Raw genomic sequence first — 15,594 nt, 5'->3', positions numbered from 1 at the left:
AGATGGATTATACGCTCACCCGCATAGATCCTAACGGTGAGAATGACCGTTACCCCCTGCAAAAACAGGAGATCGTAACCGACCCCCTGGAGCAAGAAGTCAATAAAAGCGTGTACATGGGCAAGCTCGAACATGCCATGCACGATATGGTCAACTGGGGTCGTAAGAACTCTATCTGGCCGTACAACTTTGGCCTTTCTTGCTGCTACGTTGAAATGGTGACGTCATTCACTGCGGTGCATGACGTTGCGCGTTTTGGGGCAGAGGTACTGCGTGCTTCCCCACGTCAGGCTGACCTGATGGTGGTAGCCGGTACGTGCTTTACCAAGATGGCGCCAGTCATTCAGCGTCTCTATGACCAGATGCTGGAGCCTAAATGGGTTATCTCCATGGGCGCATGTGCTAACTCTGGCGGTATGTACGACATCTATTCCGTCGTGCAGGGCGTAGATAAATTTATTCCAGTGGATGTGTACATCCCGGGTTGTCCGCCACGTCCGGAAGCCTACATGCAGGCGCTGATGCTGCTGCAGGAGTCTATCGGTAAAGAACGTCGCCCACTGTCGTGGGTTGTTGGCGATCAGGGTGTGTATCGCGCGAACATGCAGTCTGAGCGCGAGCGTAAACGTGGTGAACGTATTGCCGTCACCAATCTGCGTACGCCTGACGAAATTTAATTTGCGCCTGTAGGCCTGGAGAACACCTTCGCATATCACTACTCAAATAGCGCGAAGCCAGGCTCAACAGTCACCACGGACCATTTGCAATGGTGAACAATATGACCGACTTAACCGCGCAAGAAGCCGCCTGGCAGACCCGGGATCATCTGGATGACCCTGTCATTGGCGAACTGCGCAACCGTTTTGGGCCGGATGCCTTTACCGTTCAGGCGACCCGCACCGGGGTACCCGTTGTTTGGGTGAAGCGTGAACAATTGCTGGAAGTTGTCGATTTCCTCAAGAAATTGCCAAAACCGTACGTCATGCTGTTTGATTTACACGGCATGGATGAACGTCTGCGTACCCACCGCCAGGGTCTCCCTGCTGCGGATTTTTCCGTTTTCTACCACCTGATCTCAATAGACCGCAACACGGATATCATGCTCAAGGTGGCATTGTCTGAAAACGACATGCATCTGCCGACCATCACCAAACTTTTCCCGAACGCGAACTGGTACGAGCGTGAAACCTGGGAAATGTTCGGCATGACCTTCGACGGCCACCCGCACCTGACGCGCATTATGATGCCGCAGACCTGGACCGGCCACCCGCTGCGTAAAGACTACCCGGCACGTGCCACCGAATTCGATCCGTTTGAGCTGACCAAAGCCAAGCAGGATCTGGAGATGGAAGCGCTGACCTTCAAGCCGGAAGACTGGGGCATGAAGCGCGGTACTGAAAACGAGGACTTCATGTTCCTCAACCTCGGTCCAAACCACCCGTCTGCGCACGGTGCATTCCGTATTATTCTTCAGCTTGATGGCGAAGAGATTGTCGACTGCGTCCCGGATATCGGCTACCACCACCGTGGTGCTGAGAAGATGGGCGAGCGTCAGTCCTGGCACAGCTACATTCCGTATACCGACCGTATCGAGTACCTCGGCGGCTGCGTCAACGAAATGCCTTACGTGCTGGCCGTTGAGAAACTGGCGGGTATTGTGACGCCGGATCGCGTTAACGTGATTCGCGTTATGCTGTCTGAGCTGTTCCGTATTAACAGCCACCTGCTGTACATCTCCACGTTCATTCAGGACGTCGGCGCGATGACGCCGGTCTTCTTCGCCTTTACCGATCGTCAGAAAATCTACGATCTGGTGGAAGCGATTACCGGTTTCCGTATGCACCCGGCCTGGTTCCGTATCGGCGGCGTGGCGCACGATCTGCCGCGCGGCTGGGACCGTCTGCTGCGTGAGTTCCTCGACTGGATGCCAAAACGTCTGGCCTCTTACGAGAAAGCCGCGCTGCGCAACACCATCCTGAAAGGCCGTTCCCAGGGCGTTGCTGCCTACGGCGCGAAAGAAGCGCTGGAGTGGGGTACGACAGGTGCAGGTCTGCGCGCGACCGGTATTGATTTTGACGTGCGTAAAGCCCGTCCTTACTCTGGCTACGAGAACTTCGACTTTGAAGTCCCGGTGGGCGGCGGCGTGTCCGACTGCTACACCCGCGTGATGCTGAAAGTGGAAGAGCTGCGCCAGAGCCTGCGCATCCTTGAGCAGTGCCTCAACAACATGCCGGAAGGCCCGTTCAAGGCGGATCACCCGCTGACGACGCCGCCGCCGAAAGAGCGCACGCTGCAACATATCGAAACCCTGATCACCCACTTCCTGCAGGTTTCCTGGGGTCCGGTCATGCCGGCGCAAGAATCCTTCCAGATGATTGAAGCGACCAAGGGTATTAACAGTTACTACCTGACCAGTGACGGCAGCACCATGAGCTACCGTACCCGCGTGCGTACGCCGAGCTTTGCGCACCTGCAGCAGATCCCGTCCGCCATTCGCGGCAGTCTGGTCTCTGACCTGATTGTGTATCTGGGTAGTATCGATTTTGTTATGTCAGATGTGGACCGCTAATTATGCACGAGAATCAACAACCACAAACCGAGGCTTTTGAGCTGAGTGAAGCAGAACGTGCCGCCATTGAGCATGAGATGCACCACTACGAAGACCCGCGTGCGGCGTCCATTGAAGCGCTGAAAATCGTACAGAAACAGCGTGGTTGGGTGCCGGATGGGGCGATCTATGCGATCGCGGAAGTGCTGGGTATTCCGGCAAGTGACGTAGAAGGCGTGGCCACGTTCTACAGCCAGATCTTCCGTCAGCCGGTAGGCCGCCATGTGATTCGCTACTGTGACAGCGTTGTCTGCCACATCACCGGCTATCAGGGCATTCAGGCTGCGATTGAGAAGAAGCTCAATATCAAGCCGGGCCAGACCACGTTCGATGGACGCTTTACTCTGCTGCCAACCTGCTGCCTGGGTAACTGCGACAAGGGGCCGACCATGATGATTGACGAGGACACTCACAGCCATCTGACGCCGGAAGCGATTCCTGACCTGCTGGAGCAGTACAAATGAAAACTGTAATTCGTACTGCTGAGACGCATCCGCTGACCTGGCGTCTGCGCGATGACAAACAGCCGGTATGGCTCGACGAATACCAGAGCAAAAACGGCTATGCCGGCGCGCGTAAAGCCCTTGGCGGCATGGCGCCGGACGACATCGTTAACGCGGTGAAAGACGCTGGCCTGAAAGGGCGCGGCGGCGCGGGCTTCTCCACCGGCCTGAAGTGGAGCCTGATGCCGAAAGACGAGTCCATGAACATCCGTTACCTGCTGTGTAACGCCGATGAAATGGAGCCGGGCACCTATAAAGACCGCCTGCTGATGGAGCAGCTGCCCCACCTGCTGGTGGAAGGCATGCTGATCTCCGCGTTTGCGCTGAAAGCGTACCGTGGCTACATCTTCCTGCGCGGCGAGTACATCGAAGCGGCAGAAAACCTGCGTCGCGCGATTGCCGAAGCCACCGAAGCCGGTCTGCTGGGTAAAAACATCCTAGGCACCGGCTTTGACTTCGAGCTGTTCGTGCACACCGGTGCCGGGCGTTATATCTGCGGTGAAGAAACCGCGCTGATTAACTCCCTGGAAGGCCGCCGCGCGAACCCGCGTTCCAAGCCGCCGTTCCCGGCAAGCTCCGGCGTATGGGGTAAACCGACCTGCGTCAACAACGTTGAAACCCTGTGTAACGTTCCGGCTATCCTCGCCAACGGCGTGGAGTGGTATCAGGGCATCTCCTCAAGCAAAGATGCCGGTACCAAGCTGATGGGCTTCTCCGGCCGCGTGAAAAACCCGGGCGTCTGGGAACTGCCGTTCGGTACCACCGCGCGCGAAATTCTTGAAGATTACGCGGGCGGCATGCGCGATGGCCTGAAATTCAAAGCCTGGCAGCCGGGCGGGGCAGGGACAGACTTCCTCACCGAAGCCCACCTTGACCTGCCGATGGAATTCGAAAGCATTGGTAAAGCAGGCAGCCGTCTGGGGACGGCGCTGGCGATGGCCGTCGACCACGAGATCGGCATGGTTTCGCTGGTGCGTAACCTGGAAGAGTTCTTCGCCCGCGAGTCCTGCGGCTGGTGTACACCGTGCCGTGATGGTCTGCCGTGGAGCGTGAAGATCCTGCGCGCGATCGAACGTGGCGAAGGCCAGCCTGGCGATATCGAGACGCTTGAGCAACTGTGTCGATTCTTAGGGCCAGGTAAGACCTTCTGTGCCCACGCACCGGGTGCCGTCGAGCCGCTGCAGAGCGCGATTAAATATTTCCGCGACGAATTCGAAGCAGGCATCAAGCAGCCGTTCAGCAATACCCATTCAATCAATGGGATTCAGCCGAACCTGCTGAAAGCACGCTGGTAAAGACAGAATTTTGATTAACGCTCGAAGCAATTCGAGCCAACTGGAAGCATGCTAATGGCTACGATTCATGTAGACGGCAAAGAATACGAAGTCAACGGGGCGGACAACCTGCTAGAAGCTTGTCTGTCTCTGGGCCTCGATATTCCGTACTTTTGCTGGCATCCGGCGCTGGGCAGCGTCGGTGCTTGCCGCCAGTGTGCGGTGAAGCAATATCAAAACGCGGAAGACACGCGTGGTCGCCTGGTGATGTCCTGTATGACGCCAGCCACCGAAGGCACCTTTATTTCGATTGATGACGAAGAAGCGAAACAGTTCCGCGAAAGCGTTGTGGAATGGTTGATGACCAACCACCCGCACGACTGTCCGGTCTGTGAAGAGGGCGGTAACTGCCACCTTCAGGATATGACCGTGATGACCGGCCACAGCTTCCGTCGCTATCGCTTTACCAAGCGTACCCACCGTAACCAGGACCTGGGGCCGTTCATCTCTCACGAAATGAACCGCTGCATCGCCTGCTACCGCTGCGTGCGTTACTACAAAGACTACGCGGACGGTCAGGATCTGGGCGTGTACGGCGCGCACGATAACGTCTACTTCGGTCGTCCGGAAGACGGTACGCTTGAGAGCGAATTCTCCGGTAACCTGGTAGAAATCTGCCCGACCGGCGTATTCACGGATAAAACCCACTCCGAGCGTTACAACCGTAAATGGGACATGCAGTTTGCGCCAAGCATCTGCCAGCAGTGTTCCCTCGGCTGTAACACCAGCCCGGGTGAGCGCTACGGCGAACTGCGTCGTATCGAAAACCGTTACAACGGTACCGTTAACCACTACTTCCTGTGCGACCGCGGTCGTTTCGGCTATGGCTATGTGAACCTGAAAGACCGTCCGCGTCAGCCGGTTCAGCGCCGTGGCGACGACTTCATTACCCTGAACGCCGAACAGGCGATGCAGGGCGCGGCAGATATTCTGCGCCAGTCGAAGAAAGTCATCGGTATCGGCTCCCCGCGCGCCAGCGTTGAAAGCAACTTTGCGCTGCGCGAGCTGGTTGGGGCGGAAAACTTCTACACCGGTATCGCTCAGGGCGAGCAGGAACGTCTGCAGCTGGTGCTGAAAGTGCTGCGTGAAGGCGGTATTCATACCCCTGCGCTGCGCGAAATTGAATCCTACGATGCGGTTCTGGTGCTGGGTGAAGACCTGACCCAGACCGGCGCACGCGCGGCTCTGGCGGTTCGTCAGGCGGTGAAGGGTAAAGCGCGTGAAATGGCAGCGGCGCAGAAAGTGGCTGACTGGCAAATTGCGGCGATCCTCAACATCGGCCAGCGCGCGAAGCATCCTCTGTTTGTGACCAACGTCGACAATACCCGTCTGGACGATATCGCGGCGTGGACCTACTGCGCGCCGGTTGAAGATCAGGCCCGTCTTGGCTTTGCCATTGCTCACGCGCTGGACAACAACTCCCCTGCCGTTGAGCTGGATCGCGACCTGCAAAACAAGGTTGACGTGATTGTTCAGGCCCTGGCCGGTGCGAAGAAACCGCTGATTATTTCCGGTACTAACGCCGGCAGCGCGGAGATCGTTCAGGCGGCTGCAAACGTTGCTAAAGCCCTCAAAGGCCGCGGCGCGGACGTCGGCGTAACCATGATTGCCCGTGCGGTGAACAGCATTGGCCTGGGGATGATTGGCGGCGGCTCGCTGGAAGAAGCGTTAAGCGAGCTGGAATCCGGTGCCGCTGACGCCGTTGTGGTGCTGGAAAACGACCTGCATCGCCACGCCTCAGCCGCGCGCGTTGACGCCGCGCTCTCGAAAGCGCCGCTGGTGATGGTCATCGACCATCAGCGCACCGCGATCATGGACAAAGCGCACCTGGTGCTCTCTGCGGCAAGCTTCGCGGAAAGCGACGGTACGGTTATCAACAACGAAGGCCGCGCACAGCGTTTCTTCCAGGTTTATGACCCGGCGTACTACGACAGCAACACCGTAATGCTGGAAAGCTGGCGCTGGCTGCACTCCCTGCACAGTACCGTACAGAGCCGTGAAGTGGACTGGACGCAGCTTGACCACGTTATCGATGCGGTGGTGGAAAAACTGCCTCAGCTGGCAGGCATTAAAGATGCCGCACCTGAAGCAAGCTTCCGCATTCGCGGCCAGAAGCTGGCACGTGAACCGCACCGCTACAGCGGTCGTACCGCCATGCGCGCCAACATCAGCGTACACGAACCGCGCCAGCCGCAGGATAAAGACACCATGTTCGCCTTCTCTATGGAAGGGAACAACCAGCCGTCTGCGCCGCGTTCACAGATCCCATTCGCATGGGCACCGGGCTGGAACTCCCCGCAGGCATGGAACAAGTTCCAGGCTGAAGTGGGTGGCTCCCTGCGCCACGGCGATCCGGGCGTACGTCTGATTGAAGCCTCCGAAACCGGTCTGGACTTCTTCACCACCGTACCGGCAAGCTTCCAGGCCCAGGACGGTAGCTGGCGTATTGCGCCGTACTACCATCTGTTCGGTAGCGACGAGCTGTCCCAGCGTTCACCGGTCTTCCAGACCCGCATGCCGCAGCCTTACATCAAGCTCAACCCGGCGGATGCCGCAAAGCTTGGCGTTAACGCGGGCGCGAACGTTGCCTTTAGCTATGACGGCCAGACCATCAGCCTGCCGCTGATTATCTCTGAAAGTCTTACGGCAGGGCAGGTCGGTCTGCCGATGGGTATGCCAGGCATTGCGCCGGTTCTGGCGGGCGCGCGTCTTGATAATCTGCAGGAGGCAAAAGCATGAGTTGGTTAACGCCGGATCTTATCGACATCCTGCTGAGCATTCTGAAAGCGATTGTTATCCTGCTGGTGGTGGTCACCTGCGGCGCGTTCATGAGCTTTGGTGAACGTCGTCTGCTCGGTCTGTTCCAGAACCGTTACGGACCGAACCGCGTGGGCTGGGGTGGTTCACTCCAGCTGGTCGCGGACATGATCAAGATGTTCTTTAAAGAGGACTGGATCCCGCGCTTCTCTGACCGCGTGATCTTTACTCTGGCACCGATGATCGCCTTCACCTCGCTGCTGCTGGCGTTTGCTATCGTGCCGGTCAGCCCGACCTGGGTGGTCGCTGACCTGAACATCGGCATTCTGTTCTTCCTGATGATGGCAGGGCTCGCGGTTTACGCGGTGCTATTCGCAGGCTGGTCCAGTAACAACAAATACTCGCTGCTGGGTGCGATGCGTGCTTCCGCGCAGACGCTGAGCTACGAGGTGTTCCTGGGTCTCTCCCTGATGGGCGTGGTGGCGCAGGCCGGTTCATTCAACATGACCGACATCGTCAACAACCAGGCCGACATCTGGAACGTTATTCCGCAGTTCTTTGGGTTTATTACCTTTGCCATCGCGGGCGTGGCGGTGTGCCACCGTCACCCGTTTGACCAGCCAGAAGCCGAACAGGAACTGGCCGACGGTTACCACATCGAATATTCCGGCATGAAGTTCGGTCTGTTCTTCGTGGGCGAGTACATCGGTATCGTCACCATTTCCGCGTTGATGGTAACGCTGTTCTTCGGTGGCTGGCATGGCCCGTTCTTACCGCCGTTCATCTGGTTCGCGCTGAAAACCGCGTTCTTCATGATGATGTTCATTTTGATTCGCGCAGCGTTACCGCGTCCGCGTTATGACCAGGTAATGTCCTTCGGCTGGAAAGTGTGCCTGCCGCTGACGCTCGTCAACTTGTTGGTAACGGCAGCTGTCATTCTCTGGCAGCAGCCATAAGGGGCTATAGACCATGACCTTAAAAGAATTACTGGTAGGCTTCGGTACCCAGGTACGCAGTATCTGGATGATCGGCCTGCACGCGTTTGCCAAACGCGAAACCCGGATGTACCCGGAAGAGCCGGTATATCTGCCGCCGCGCTACCGTGGCCGTATCGTGCTGACGCGCGACCCGGACGGTTCCGAGCGCTGCGTTGCCTGTAACCTGTGTGCGGTAGCGTGTCCGGTAGGCTGTATCTCTCTGCAGAAAGCAGAGACGGTAGACGGCCGCTGGTACCCTGAGTTCTTCCGCATCAACTTCTCACGCTGCATCTTCTGCGGTCTGTGTGAAGAAGCGTGCCCAACCACGGCGATTCAGCTGACTCCAGACTTCGAGCTGGGTGAGTACAAGCGTCAGGACCTGGTGTACGAGAAAGAGGATCTGCTGATTTCCGGTCCGGGCAAATACCCGGAATATAACTTCTACCGGATGGCGGGTATGGCAATCGACGGCAAAGATAAGGGCGAAGCAGAGAACGAAGCTAAGCCTATCGACGTCAAGAGCCTGTTACCGTAAGGAGAGGGCAATGGAATTCGCTTTTTATATCTGTGGCCTTATCGCCATCCTGGCTACGCTGCGAGTGATCACGCACACCAATCCGGTGCATGCGCTGCTGTACTTAATCATTTCGCTGCTGGCCATTTCAGGGGTGTTCTTCGCACTGGGCGCGCATTTCGCCGGTGCGCTGGAAATCATCGTCTACGCCGGGGCCATTATGGTGCTGTTCGTGTTCGTGGTGATGATGCTGAACCTGGGCGGCTCTGAAATTGAGCAGGAACGTCAGTGGTTAAAACCGCAGGTGTGGATTGGCCCGGCAATTCTGTCGGCCATCATGCTGGTGGTGATCGTTTACGCCATTCTGGGCGTCAACGATCAGGGCATCGACGGCACGCCGATCGGCGCGAAAGAGGTGGGTATCACGCTCTTTGGCCCATACGTTCTGGCGGTGGAACTGGCCTCAATGCTGCTGCTGGCAGGCCTGGTTGTTGCTTTCCACGTTGGTCGCGAAGAGCGCGCTGGCGAGGTGCTGAGCAACCGCACTGACGACCGCGCGAAAAGAAAAACGGAGGAGCGCGCATGATCCCCTTAACACATGGACTGATCCTCGCGGCGATTTTATTCGTTCTGGGTCTGACCGGTCTGGTTATCCGCCGCAACCTGCTGTTTATGCTGATCGGACTGGAAATCATGATTAACGCCTCCGCGCTGGCCTTCGTGGTCGCCGGAAGCTACTGGGGCCAGACCGATGGTCAGGTGATGTACATTCTCGCCATCAGCCTCGCGGCTGCCGAAGCGAGTATTGGCCTGGCGCTGTTGCTGCAGCTCCATCGTCGCCGCCAGAATCTGAACATCGATTCAGTAAGTGAGTTGCGTGGATGAACATGCTTGCCTTAACCATTATTTTTCCGCTGATTGGCTTCGTGCTGCTGGCGTTTTCTCGCGGCCGCTGGTCTGAGAATCTGTCTGCGACCGTGGGCATGGGCTCTGTCGGTCTGGCCGCGCTGGTCACAGCGTATGCGGGGATCGACTTCTTCAACAACGGACGTCAGCCGTTCAGCGTGCCGCTGTGGACCTGGATGTCGGTGGGTGACTTCAACATCGGCTTTAACCTGGTGCTGGACGGCCTCTCGCTGACCATGCTCTCCGTGGTCACCGGCGTCGGCTTCCTGATCCACATGTTCGCCTCCTGGTATATGCGCGGTGAAGAGGGTTACTCCCGCTTCTTCGCCTACACCAACCTGTTTATCGCCAGCATGGTGGTTCTGGTGCTGGCCGATAACCTGCTGCTGATGTATCTGGGCTGGGAAGGCGTAGGTCTCTGTTCTTACCTGCTGATCGGCTTCTACTACACCGATCCGAAGAATGGCGCAGCGGCCATGAAAGCGTTCGTCGTGACCCGCGTGGGTGACGTCTTCCTCGCTTTTGCCCTGTTCATTCTCTACAACGAACTGGGCACGCTGAACTTCCGCGAAATGGTGGAACTGGCGCCAGCGCACTTCGCCGCAGGCAACAACATGCTGTGGTGGGCAACGCTGATGCTGCTGGGTGGTGCCGTGGGTAAATCCGCGCAGCTGCCGTTGCAGACCTGGCTGGCGGACGCGATGGCGGGTCCTACCCCTGTCTCCGCGCTGATCCACGCCGCGACCATGGTGACCGCGGGTGTTTACCTGATTGCGCGTACCCATGGCCTGTTCCTGATGACCCCGGAAATTCTGCATCTGGTGGGTATCGTTGGTGCGGTAACGCTGGTGCTGGCAGGCTTTGCCGCACTGGTGCAGACCGACATCAAGCGCGTTCTCGCGTACTCCACCATGAGCCAGATTGGCTACATGTTCCTGGCGCTGGGCGTTCAGGCGTGGGATGCGGCAATCTTCCACCTGATGACGCACGCGTTCTTTAAAGCGCTGCTGTTCCTCTCGTCCGGTTCGGTGATTCTGGCCTGCCATCACGAGCAGAACATCTTCAAGATGGGCGGTCTGCGTAAGTCCATCCCGCTAGTCTATGTCTGCTTCCTGGTGGGCGGCGCGGCGCTGGCGGCACTGCCGCTGATCACCGCGGGCTTCTTCAGTAAGGACGAAATCCTTGCGGGCGCCATGGCGAATGGTCATATCAATCTGATGGTTGCGGGTCTGGTCGGTGCGTTCATGACCTCCCTGTATACCTTCCGTATGATTTTCATCGTATTCCACGGTAAAGAACAAATTCACGCTCACGCAGGGAAGGGGATTACCCACCACCTGCCGCTGATTGTGCTGCTGGTACTGTCCACCTTCGTTGGCGCGATGATTGTGCCACCGCTGCAGGGCGTACTGCCGGACACCACCGAGCTTGAGCACGGTCGCGTTCTGACGCTTGAAATCACCTCCGGCGTGGTCGCTATCGCGGGCATCCTGATCGCCGCATGGCTGTGGCTGGGCAAACGCACGCTGGTAACCGCCGTTGCCAACAGCGCGCCGGGCCGTCTGCTGGGCACCTGGTGGTACAACGCATGGGGCTTCGACTGGCTGTACGACATGATCTTCGTTAAGCCGTTCCTGGGCATTGCGTGGCTGCTGAAGCGCGATCCGTTGAACAGCCTGATGAATATCCCGGCGATCCTCTCCCGCTTTGCAGGTAAAGGCCTGCTGTACAGCGAGAACGGTTACCTGCGCTGGTATGTGGCGTCCATGAGCATCGGTGCGGTTGTCGTGCTGGCGCTGCTGATGGTGTTGCGTTGATCGTTAAGTGAATTTTATTCGAATTCGTTGAAAATCAGGCCCCTGCTGGGGGCCTTAAAAAGGAATGTAAATCGCCATGTTACTACCCTGGCTAATATTAATTCCCTTCATCGGCGGCTTCCTGTGCTGGCAGACTGAACGCTTTGGCGTGAAGATGCCGCGCTGGATCGCGCTGATCACCATGGGATTGACGCTCGCGCTTGGCCTGCAACTGTGGTTGCAGGGCGGTTACTCACTGACCCAGTCTGCGGGCATTCCGCAGTGGCAGTCTGAGTTCATCCTGCCGTGGATCCCACGTTTCGGCATTACGATCCACCTGGCGATTGACGGTCTGTCGCTGCTGATGGTGGTGCTGACCGGTCTGCTCGGCGTTCTGGCGGTACTCTGCTCCTGGCGAGAAATCGAAAAATACCAGGGCTTCTTCCACCTGAACCTGATGTGGATCCTGGGCGGCGTTATCGGCGTGTTCCTTGCCATCGACATGTTCCTGTTCTTCTTCTTCTGGGAGATGATGCTGGTGCCGATGTACTTCCTGATCGCGCTGTGGGGCCACAAGGCGTCCGACGGTAAAACGCGCATCACGGCGGCAACCAAGTTCTTCATCTACACCCAGGCGAGCGGTCTGGTGATGCTGATTGCCATTCTGGCGCTGGTGTTTGTTCACCACAACGCGACCGGCACCTGGACCTTCAACTACGAAGACCTGCTCAAGACGCCAATGTCTCACGGCGTGGAATACCTGCTGATGCTGGGCTTCTTCATCGCGTTCGCGGTGAAAATGCCGGTGGTTCCGCTGCACGGCTGGCTGCCAGACGCGCACTCTCAGGCGCCAACGGCGGGTTCCGTTGACCTGGCGGGCATCCTGCTGAAAACCGCGGCCTACGGTCTGCTGCGTTTCGCTCTGCCGCTGTTCCCGAATGCCTCCGCAGAGTTCGCCCCAATTGCCATGTGGCTCGGCGTGATCGGTATCTTCTACGGCGCGTGGATGGCCTTCACGCAGTACGACATAAAGCGTCTGATTGCCTACACCTCCGTTTCCCACATGGGCTTCGTGCTGATTGCTATCTACACCGGCAGCCAGCTGGCGTACCAGGGCGCGGTGATCCAGATGATTGCGCACGGTCTGTCCGCAGCCGGCCTCTTCATCCTGTGTGGTCAGCTGTACGAACGTCTGCACACCCGCGACATGCGCATGATGGGCGGCCTGTGGAGCAAAATTAAGTGGCTGCCTGCGCTCTCAATGTTCTTCGCGGTTGCCACCCTGGGGATGCCGGGCACCGGTAACTTCGTCGGCGAATTTATGATTCTGTTCGGCAGCTTCAAAGTGGTGCCGGTGATTACCGTGATCTCCACCTTCGGTCTGGTGTTTGCTTCCGTCTACTCGCTGGCGATGCTGCACCGCGCTTACTTCGGTAAAGCGAAGAGCGAAATTGCCGCACAAGAACTGCCGGGGATGTCGCTGCGCGAGCTGTTCATCATCCTGCTGCTGGTCGTACTGCTGGTGCTGCTGGGCTTCTTCCCGCAGCCGATTCTGGATACCTCGCACAGCGCGATGGGTAACATCCAGCAGTGGTTTGTTAATTCTGCTTCTACTACAAGGCCGTAAATCGCCATGACAATAACTCCACAACAACTGATTGCGCTGCTACCGCTGCTGATCGTCGGATTGACGGTGGTGGTTGTGATGCTCTCCATTGCGTGGCGACGCAATCACTTCCTGAATGCCACGCTGTCGGTCATCGGCCTGAACGCCGCGTTAGTCTCTCTCTGGTTTGTTGGCCAGGGCGGGGCGATGGACGTCACCCCGCTGATGCGCGTTGACGGCTACGCCATGCTGTATACCGGTCTGGTGCTGCTGGCGAGCCTGGCGACCTGTACCTTTGCCTACCCGTGGCTCGAAGGCTACAACGACAACAAAGAAGAGTTTTACCTGCTGGTTCTGATTGCCGCGCTGGGCGGCATTCTGCTGGCGAATGCCAACCACCTGGCCGCGCTGTTCCTCGGCATTGAGCTGATCTCTCTGCCGCTGTTCGGCCTGATTGGTTACGCCTTCCGCCAGAAGCGCTCGCTGGAAGCAAGCATTAAGTACACCATCCTGTCTGCTGCTGCCTCCTCGTTCCTGCTGTTTGGTATTGCGCTGGTTTACGCACAGTCCGGTAACCTCTCCTTTATGGCGCTCGGCAAGAGCCTCGGCGACGGCATGCTCCACGAGCCGCTGCTGCTGGCGGGTCTGGGCATGATGATTGTTGGCCTCGGCTTTAAACTCTCTCTGGTGCCGTTCCACCTGTGGACGCCAGACGTCTACCAGGGCGCTCCAGCGCCGGTATCGACCTTCCTGGCGACGGCGAGCAAAATCGCCATCTTCGGGGTGGTTATGCGTCTGTTCCTGTACGCGCCGGTGGGTGACAGCGAAGCGGTTCGCGTGGTGCTGGGCATCATCGCGTTCGTCTCCATCATCTTCGGTAACCTGATGGCGCTGAGCCAGACCAACATCAAGCGTCTGCTGGGCTACTCGTCCATCTCTCATCTGGGCTACCTGATGGTGGCGCTGATTGCGCTGCAGAGCGGTGAGATGTCGATGGAAGCCGTGGGCGTGTATCTGGCCGGTTACCTGTTCAGCAGCCTCGGCGCCTTCGGCGTGGTGAGCCTGATGTCCAGCCCGTACCGTGGTCCGGATGCCGATTCACTGTTCTCCTACCGTGGTCTGTTCTGGCACCGTCCGATCCTGTCCGCGGTGATGACCGTGATGATGCTCTCTCTGGCGGGTATCCCGATGACGCTGGGCTTTATCGGTAAGTTCTACGTGCTGGCCGTTGGTGTGCAGGCACACCTGTGGTGGCTGACTGCGGGCGTGGTTATTGGCTCCGCGATTGGTCTCTACTACTACCTGCGCGTGGCCGTGAGCCTGTACCTGAGCGCGCCTCAGCAGCTCAACCGCGATGCGCCATCCAACTGGCAGTACAGCGCCGGTGGTATCGTGGTGCTGATCTCAGCCCTGCTGGTGCTGATCTTCGGTATCTATCCGCAGCCGCTGATTGATATCGTGCAGCGAGCGATGCCATTAATGTAAGGTAAAAGCAAAAAGGCAACGAAAGTTGCCTTTTTTAATGTTTGCGCCCTCTCCCCGTGGGAGAGGGTCGGGGTGAGGGCACCAGCCCGCACCAGAACTAAGACAGCTGCTTCCTGCTGATCAGCGGCCCGTCAATCTTCTTCATCGAACGGTCGAGCACTTCCTCAATCACCGACGACAGCTCGTTCAGCTCAAACTTTGCCACATACCCGTCGGCCTTCACCTTGCGAATATGGTCCTCGTTAGCGTTGCCGGAAAGCGAAGAGTGGATCACCACCGGAATATCCTTCAGTACCGGGTCGGTTTTGATTTTGCGCGTTAGCGTAAAACCGTCCATCTCCGGCATTTCGAGGTCGGTCAGCACCAGGGCAATCTTATCGGTGATGGGTACGCCCTCTGCCTGCGCCTGTGCGGCCAGCACGCCAATTTTCTCCCACGCGTCTTTGCCGGTGATGTGCAGCTGTGCCGGGATCTCCATCGCCTGCAAACCTTTCTCCAGCATCGAGCGCGCCACTTTGGAGTCTTCCGCCACAATCGCCACAGAGCCCGGCTTGATGTTGAATTTCGTGGTCTTCAGATTGGTGGCGTGCAGGTCGTGGTTCGCTGGCGTGATGTCGTACAGGATCTGCTCAACGTCCAGCACCATCGCCAGATCGTTGGTATCGGTCTTCTCGTCGAGACACGCAATACTGGTGATGTAGCGACCGCTGACGGCGGTTTCCGCCGCGTGTACCTGCTTCCAGTCCAGACGCATGATGTTCTCAACCGACTCCACGGCAAACGCCTGCACGCTGCGCGCGTATTCGGTGATCAGCAGGATGTTCAGCCCGGTGGTGGGCTTACAGCCTGCGACGGCGGCCAGATCGATCACCGGGATCACCTGATCGCGAATATTCACCATTCCCATCAGCGGCGATTTCATCCCGGCGGGCTTTGTGAACTCCGGCATCGGCACGATTTCACGCAGCTTAAAGACGTTAATGCCAAACAGCTCGGATTTATTTTCGTTAAGAGACGTGCCGAGACGGAACAGCAACAGTTCAAAACGGTTCGACAGGGTCAGATTCGCCCTGTCATCAATATCTTTCTGGAAATTATCCATTCTACC

At 57.9% G+C, this 15,594-nt stretch carries 13 protein-coding genes; 12 read left to right on the top strand and 1 reads right to left on the bottom strand.

From position 1 onward, the window contains the following. The first annotated feature begins 2 nt into the window (after positions 1 to 2). The 12 genes from nuoB to nuoN all read left to right on the top strand — a co-directional run bounded on the left by nuoB (position 3) and on the right by nuoN (position 14,486). Positions 3 to 677: an NADH-quinone oxidoreductase subunit NuoB gene (nuoB, locus tag FY206_RS17155; protein WP_003861482.1), complete on the top strand. Its 675-nt coding sequence runs from the start codon at positions 3 to 5 to the stop codon at positions 675 to 677. An 89-nt stretch (positions 678 to 766) separates the two neighbouring features. Then, positions 767 to 2,569, top strand: coding sequence for an NADH-quinone oxidoreductase subunit C/D (nuoC, locus tag FY206_RS17150; protein ID WP_014884637.1), 1,803 nt, complete (start codon positions 767 to 769; stop codon positions 2,567 to 2,569). Between the two features lie 2 nt (positions 2,570 to 2,571). Continuing rightward, complete coding sequence (gene nuoE, locus FY206_RS17145; protein WP_003861486.1) at positions 2,572 to 3,072, top strand: NADH-quinone oxidoreductase subunit NuoE; 501 nt, start codon at positions 2,572 to 2,574, stop codon at positions 3,070 to 3,072. Beyond that, positions 3,069 to 4,406, top strand: coding sequence for an NADH-quinone oxidoreductase subunit NuoF (gene nuoF / locus FY206_RS17140; protein WP_032641959.1), 1,338 nt, complete (start codon positions 3,069 to 3,071; stop codon positions 4,404 to 4,406). Before nuoE ends, nuoF begins: the two co-directional genes overlap by 4 nt. Positions 4,407 to 4,460: 54 nt before the next feature. Further along, a complete protein-coding gene (gene nuoG / locus FY206_RS17135) occupies positions 4,461 to 7,184 on the top strand; it encodes an NADH-quinone oxidoreductase subunit NuoG (protein WP_032641957.1) in 2,724 nt (907 codons plus the stop codon). Beyond that, positions 7,181 to 8,158 carry an NADH-quinone oxidoreductase subunit NuoH gene (gene nuoH, locus FY206_RS17130; protein ID WP_008500211.1) on the top strand — a complete coding sequence of 326 codons (978 nt, stop codon included), beginning with the start codon at positions 7,181 to 7,183 and terminating at the stop codon, positions 8,156 to 8,158. Before nuoG ends, nuoH begins: the two co-directional genes overlap by 4 nt. A 13-nt stretch (positions 8,159 to 8,171) precedes the next feature. Continuing rightward, entirely contained in the window at positions 8,172 to 8,714 is a 543-nt protein-coding gene (gene nuoI, locus FY206_RS17125) for an NADH-quinone oxidoreductase subunit NuoI (RefSeq protein WP_003861491.1), read from the top strand. A 10-nt stretch (positions 8,715 to 8,724) separates the two neighbouring features. After that, positions 8,725 to 9,279 (top strand): NADH-quinone oxidoreductase subunit J, encoded by a 555-nt coding sequence (gene nuoJ / locus FY206_RS17120; protein ID WP_008500212.1) that lies wholly within the window; start codon positions 8,725 to 8,727, stop codon positions 9,277 to 9,279. Next, on the top strand, positions 9,276 to 9,578 hold the full coding sequence (nuoK, locus tag FY206_RS17115) for an NADH-quinone oxidoreductase subunit NuoK (RefSeq protein WP_003861496.1): 303 nt from the start codon (positions 9,276 to 9,278) through the stop codon (positions 9,576 to 9,578). The genes nuoJ and nuoK overlap by 4 nt, the downstream gene beginning before the upstream one ends. Beyond that, positions 9,575 to 11,416 carry an NADH-quinone oxidoreductase subunit L gene (gene nuoL, locus FY206_RS17110; RefSeq protein ID WP_023325763.1) on the top strand — a complete coding sequence of 614 codons (1,842 nt, stop codon included), beginning with the start codon at positions 9,575 to 9,577 and terminating at the stop codon, positions 11,414 to 11,416. The genes nuoK and nuoL overlap by 4 nt, the downstream gene beginning before the upstream one ends. 76 nt (positions 11,417 to 11,492) lie before the next feature. Beyond that, positions 11,493 to 13,022, top strand: a complete 1,530-nt coding sequence (gene nuoM, locus FY206_RS17105) for an NADH-quinone oxidoreductase subunit M (protein ID WP_023312532.1) — start codon at positions 11,493 to 11,495, stop codon at positions 13,020 to 13,022. A 6-nt stretch (positions 13,023 to 13,028) separates the two neighbouring features. Continuing rightward, on the top strand, positions 13,029 to 14,486 hold the full coding sequence (gene nuoN / locus FY206_RS17100) for an NADH-quinone oxidoreductase subunit NuoN (protein WP_032641954.1): 1,458 nt from the start codon (positions 13,029 to 13,031) through the stop codon (positions 14,484 to 14,486). A gap of 97 nt (positions 14,487 to 14,583) precedes the next feature. On the opposite strand, the gene FY206_RS17095 is transcribed toward nuoN, so the two are convergent. Further along, positions 14,584 to 15,588: a chemotaxis protein gene (locus FY206_RS17095; protein WP_032641952.1), complete on the bottom strand. Its 1,005-nt coding sequence runs from the start codon at positions 15,586 to 15,588 to the stop codon at positions 14,584 to 14,586. Between the last annotated feature and the right edge of the window lie 6 nt (positions 15,589 to 15,594).

The sequence above is a fragment of the Enterobacter chengduensis genome, assembly GCF_001984825.2.
Taxonomy (GTDB): Bacteria; Pseudomonadota; Gammaproteobacteria; order Enterobacterales; family Enterobacteriaceae; genus Enterobacter; species Enterobacter chengduensis.
This window is presented reverse-complemented; position numbering and strand designations above follow the sequence as displayed.